The sequence below is a fragment of the Mycobacterium sp. SMC-18 genome (genome assembly GCF_045310895.1).
Taxonomy (GTDB): Bacteria; Actinomycetota; Actinomycetes; order Mycobacteriales; family Mycobacteriaceae; genus Mycobacterium.
In genome coordinates, this window is the sequence record NZ_JBJIAL010000099.1 from 1 (window position 1) to 4,013 (window position 4,013).

Annotated in this window: 3 protein-coding genes and 1 pseudogene; 1 reads left to right on the forward strand and 3 read right to left on the reverse strand. The window is 67.3% G+C overall.

Annotated elements, in window-relative coordinates:
* Positions 1-78 precede the first annotated feature (78 nt).
* Positions 79-669, reverse strand: a pseudogene (locus tag ACJH6J_RS30095) (carboxymuconolactone decarboxylase family protein); the annotation flags it as partial.
* Positions 670-740: 71 nt separating this feature from the next.
* Between ACJH6J_RS30095 and ACJH6J_RS30100 the strand changes: the two are divergent.
* Entirely contained in the window at positions 741-1,475 is a 735-nt protein-coding gene (locus tag ACJH6J_RS30100; protein ID WP_318987331.1) for a TetR/AcrR family transcriptional regulator, read from the forward strand.
* Here ACJH6J_RS30100 and ACJH6J_RS30105 read toward each other — a convergent pair.
* Both ACJH6J_RS30105 and ACJH6J_RS30110 read right to left on the reverse strand, forming a co-directional pair.
* Complete coding sequence (locus ACJH6J_RS30105) at positions 1,451-2,881, reverse strand: FAD-dependent oxidoreductase (protein ID WP_318987332.1); 1,431 nt, start codon at positions 2,879-2,881, stop codon at positions 1,451-1,453. The genes ACJH6J_RS30100 and ACJH6J_RS30105 overlap by 25 nt on opposite strands.
* Positions 2,881-3,858: a diiron oxygenase gene (locus ACJH6J_RS30110; RefSeq protein WP_318987333.1), complete on the reverse strand. Its 978-nt coding sequence runs from the start codon at positions 3,856-3,858 to the stop codon at positions 2,881-2,883. Before ACJH6J_RS30110 ends, ACJH6J_RS30105 begins: the two co-directional genes overlap by 1 nt.
* Positions 3,859-4,013: the final 155 nt, after the last annotated feature.

The window sequence follows — 4,013 nt, forward strand, 5'->3', positions numbered from 1 at the left end:
CAATCACCACCGAGCCCACTCCGCCATCGGAGGCCGCCCACCGGTCACTCGGCTGACCAACGTCCCTGGACATCACAGCTAGGCCTCCCAGGGCACCCGGCACGCGTCGCCCGAGCTGAAGCCCTGCTCGGTGATCCCGAGCGCCGCGTACATCCGGGACCGCATGTTCTCCACACCGATCTGATAGGTCAGCTCGATGACACCGGCCTCGCCGAACCGGCGCTTGAGATCGTCGACCTGTTCATCGGTCACGTTGTGCGGATCGGTGGTCATCGCGTCGGCGTAGGCGATCGCGGCCCGCTCGTCGTCGGTGAACAGCGGCGAGGTCGCGTAATCGTCGATGTGCTTGAGCCGGTCCACATCCAGGCTCTCCAGGCGCATCAGCATGGTGCCGAAGTCGACGCACCAGGAGCAGCCCACGGTCCGTGCGGTCCAGAACACGGCGAGGTCGCGGACCGAGTCGGGCAGCGTCTTGGAACCGTTCTTGAGCAGGGTCTCGTGCACGGCGTTGGCGACCAGCAGCCGCGGGTGGTGCGCCGCCACCGTGAACGGTTCGGGCACCTCGCCGAACTCACGCTTGGCGTAGCGGTACATGAGCCGGGTCAGCAGGCCGGCGCGTTGCGGGGGCAGGGGTTCGATGCGTGGTGTTGTGGTCATACCGGTTGGACGAGACAGCGTCGCGAGGTGTGACAGGGGTATGGCGGGCATCACACGAGAAGGCGGCGGCTACCGTAAGACACATGTCTGTGGCCCCGAACTCTGCCTCGGTGAGTGGGTACGAGGCGCGGTGGGAGCAGCACAACGCCGAACGCCGGGCCCAGATCCTGCTGGCGATGATCGAACTGCTCGAGGAGAGCCCGCCCGGCGCCGACATCTCCGTCGCCGCCATCGCCAAACGCGCGGGCGTCGCCAAGTCGGTGATCTACCGGCAGACCTCCGGCAAGGAGGAACTCGAGCGGCGGGTGCGGTCGTATCTCATCGACGACTTCGGGTCCGTCCTGGTCAGCAAGCTCGACATCTCCGACGGCTCGCTGCGCGAGATTCTGACCCGCACCATCGAGGCCGTCGCGGACTGGATGATCGACCATCCGCGGCTCAACGAGTTCGCGCGCAGTGGCCCGTCGTTCGAGGGGGACGAGACGCTCGACGCCGTCGGCGAGCTGAAGCTGCGCATCATCGAACGCGCCGACGGCATCATCGCCGCCATCCAGTTGGCGATCGGCGTCGAGGACAGCGCGTTCAAACTGGTCCCGCTGGCGATCGTGACCATGGTCGAGGAGACGCTGTTCGCCTGGGTGCGCACGCCGGAACCGACGCACACCCGCGACGAGATGATCGCGCACCTCGCCGACTTCACCTGGTACGTCATCGACGGTGCCGCACGGGCCATCGGGTTCGAGGTCAGTCGTGATGAGCCGCTCGTCGCCGTGGTGGCCGCGCTGGCGAACCGTCAGGCCAACAACCCCGCGTTGTAGTCGGCCACCAGGCTGCGCACGGTCTCCTGCGCGCAGGACTTGTTGGTGCCGATGAACCCTGTCGGACCGCGTTTGATCCAGCCCGTCACGTAGGTCGCGGCGAGGCCGTCGACGCGACCGCTGTCGTTGGGGACCGTGCCCCGCGCCTCGTCGAACGGCAGGTCGGCCACAGGCCGTCCCCGGTAGCCGATCGACGTGAGCACCAGTCCGGCAGTGACGGTGTGCAGGTCGCCGGTCGGCTTCACCTTGATGGTGCCGTCGGCCGCCGCCACCAGTTCGTTGCGGGCGAACTCGATGTCCAGTCCGGCCGTGGTGCGCGCAATGGCGGTGGGCGACTGCAGGTACTCCAGCCGGATGCGGCGGTTCCCGGGCCGTCGTGGCAGGTCCCGCAGGATGCGGGCGCGCGCATCGGTGTCCGGCAGTGACGCCAGGTCCTGTGGTGCGACGACGACGTCGACGTCGGGCATCGTCGTCAGGCCGACCAGCTCCGGCACGGTGAACGCCGACTGCGCGAGCCCACGCCGGCCGACGACCGCGACCTCGTCGATCTGGCTCTGCCGCAAGGCTTTCAACGCGTGCGGCGCGATGTCGGTGGCGGCCAGCCGGTCCGGATCGGTGGTGAGAATCCGGGCGACGTCGAGCGCGACGTTGCCGTTGCCGATGACGACCGCGCGCGGCTGCGACAGGTCGAAGACGGCGTCGGCGAAGTCGGGATGGCCGTTGTACCACGCCACGAAACGGGTGGCCGAGCTGACGCCCGGCAGGCTCGCTCCGGGTACATCCAGTGGACGATCCGTCGCGGCGCCGACGGCGTAGATGACGGCGTCATGCTCGGCGAGCAGCTGCTGGTGGGTGATATCGGAGCCGATCTCGACGCCGGTCACCAACTCCAGCCGCGGGTCGGCGGTGATGGTGTCGAACTGCCGGGACACGCCCCGGGTACGCCGGTGATCCGGGGCCACGCCGAAGCGGGCGAGACCGCCGGCCTGGGGCAACCGCTCGTACATCCGGACGCGGGCGGCCGGGATGGTCAGCACTTCGTCGGCCGCGTACATCGCCGCCGGGCCGGACCCGACGATGGCCACGCTGATGGCTCCGGGGGCGCGGACCTGCAGCGGGGGAACGACGGGCGCCAGCAGCGGCCGGGGCCGTGGTTCCTTGTAGAAGCCGGCATTGAGCTCGAGGAAGACCTTCTCGGTCGGCTCCAGTGAACCGTCGTGCTTGATGGCGTCGACCGGGCAGGCCGTCACGCACGCGCCGCAGTCGACGCACTCCACCGGATCGATGTACAGCATCTCGGCGGTGTGGAAGTCGGGCTCGTCGGGCGTGGGGTGAATGCAGTTGACCGGGCAGGCGTAGACGCACGATGCGTCGCTGCAGCAGGACTGCGTGATGACGTGGGGCATCAGGCGATCAACTGTGCCTCGCGGTTGGGGGCACTGCGGTAGCGGGCCGTCTCACCGGCGATGCCGCAGCGCTTCCACATCCAGCGGCCGACGCGGTTCATCAGGCCGATCTCCTCGGCCAGCGCGCGGGTCTCGTCGAAGAAACTCGCCATGATCTTCCGCGACTGCGGGCTGCGCCAGAAGGCTTGCCGCATGACGTCTTCCGGGATGTCGAACTGCTTGCCGAACGACTTCGACGACCCCATGATCTCGTGTGCCAGCCAGCGCAGCGTCAGCGGGAAGGCGACGGTGGCGAAGGCCTTGAACCGCCACGACCGTTCGGGCATGTGGGTCTTGAGGAATTCGTTGGCCCACGAGATGTGGCGGGCCTCCTCGGCGATGTGAATCTGCATGGTGCGCAGCACTGCCGGTGGCAGGTTGGCGCCGTTGCGGATCATGCCCTTCTGGAAGTGGTCGATGGGCTCCTCGCCGGCGAGGATGCCGGCCATGAACGCCGTCGGCGAGTACTGGCCGACCAGGCCGATGTACGGCGACAGCTTGAAGAACAGCTTCCGCATGCCCGGGACATCGGTACCGGAGCGGTTGACCAGTTCCTGGAACATCTGGATGTGGTTGCACTCTTCGGTCATCTCGTGCAGCGCGTACCGGAACTCGGGGGAGTTGTTGGGCAGCTTCATGATGAAGGCCATCAGCCCGCGGATCAGGATGCTCTCGAACGCCGCACCCACCTTGACGGTGTTGAGCGTCCGCCACCGGCCGATCTCGATCTGCCGTTCCAGTGGCTGGCTCTGGTACCACTCGGTGGCACCCAGCGGGTCGATGGCGGGGGACAGCACCCAGCGCGGATCGTGCAGGTCGATCTGCATGTCCGGGGCATCCCACGCGATGTCGAGGTAGGGGTCGAAGCGGCGCCGCACCGAGCCTTCCGACAGCACGTCGAGGAGGTTCTGGTAACCGGGCTCCATTGCCTGAGTCATGTCTCCAATTTACCGGGAACAGTGGTCCCAGTAAATACCTGACTTTCTTCCGGCCGAACGTGAAGCAGATCGCGGGGTTTGAACCATCCCGCGTTTGATGCGCACCTCCTTCCTTGGGAAGGTGCATGTCATGCCGAGCAAGTACGACCCGGAGA

What these genes read in the sequence shown, in the direction of transcription:
- ACJH6J_RS30100 (WP_318987331.1), top strand. Translation starts at nt 741, where the DNA reads ATGTCTGTGGCCCCGAACTCTGCCTCGGTGAGTGGGTACGAGGCGCGG.
- ACJH6J_RS30110 (WP_318987333.1), bottom strand. Translation starts at nt 3,858, where the DNA reads ATGACTCAGGCAATGGAGCCCGGTTACCAGAACCTCCTCGACGTGCTG.
- ACJH6J_RS30105 (WP_318987332.1), bottom strand. Translation starts at nt 2,881, where the DNA reads ATGCCCCACGTCATCACGCAGTCCTGCTGCAGCGACGCATCGTGCGTC.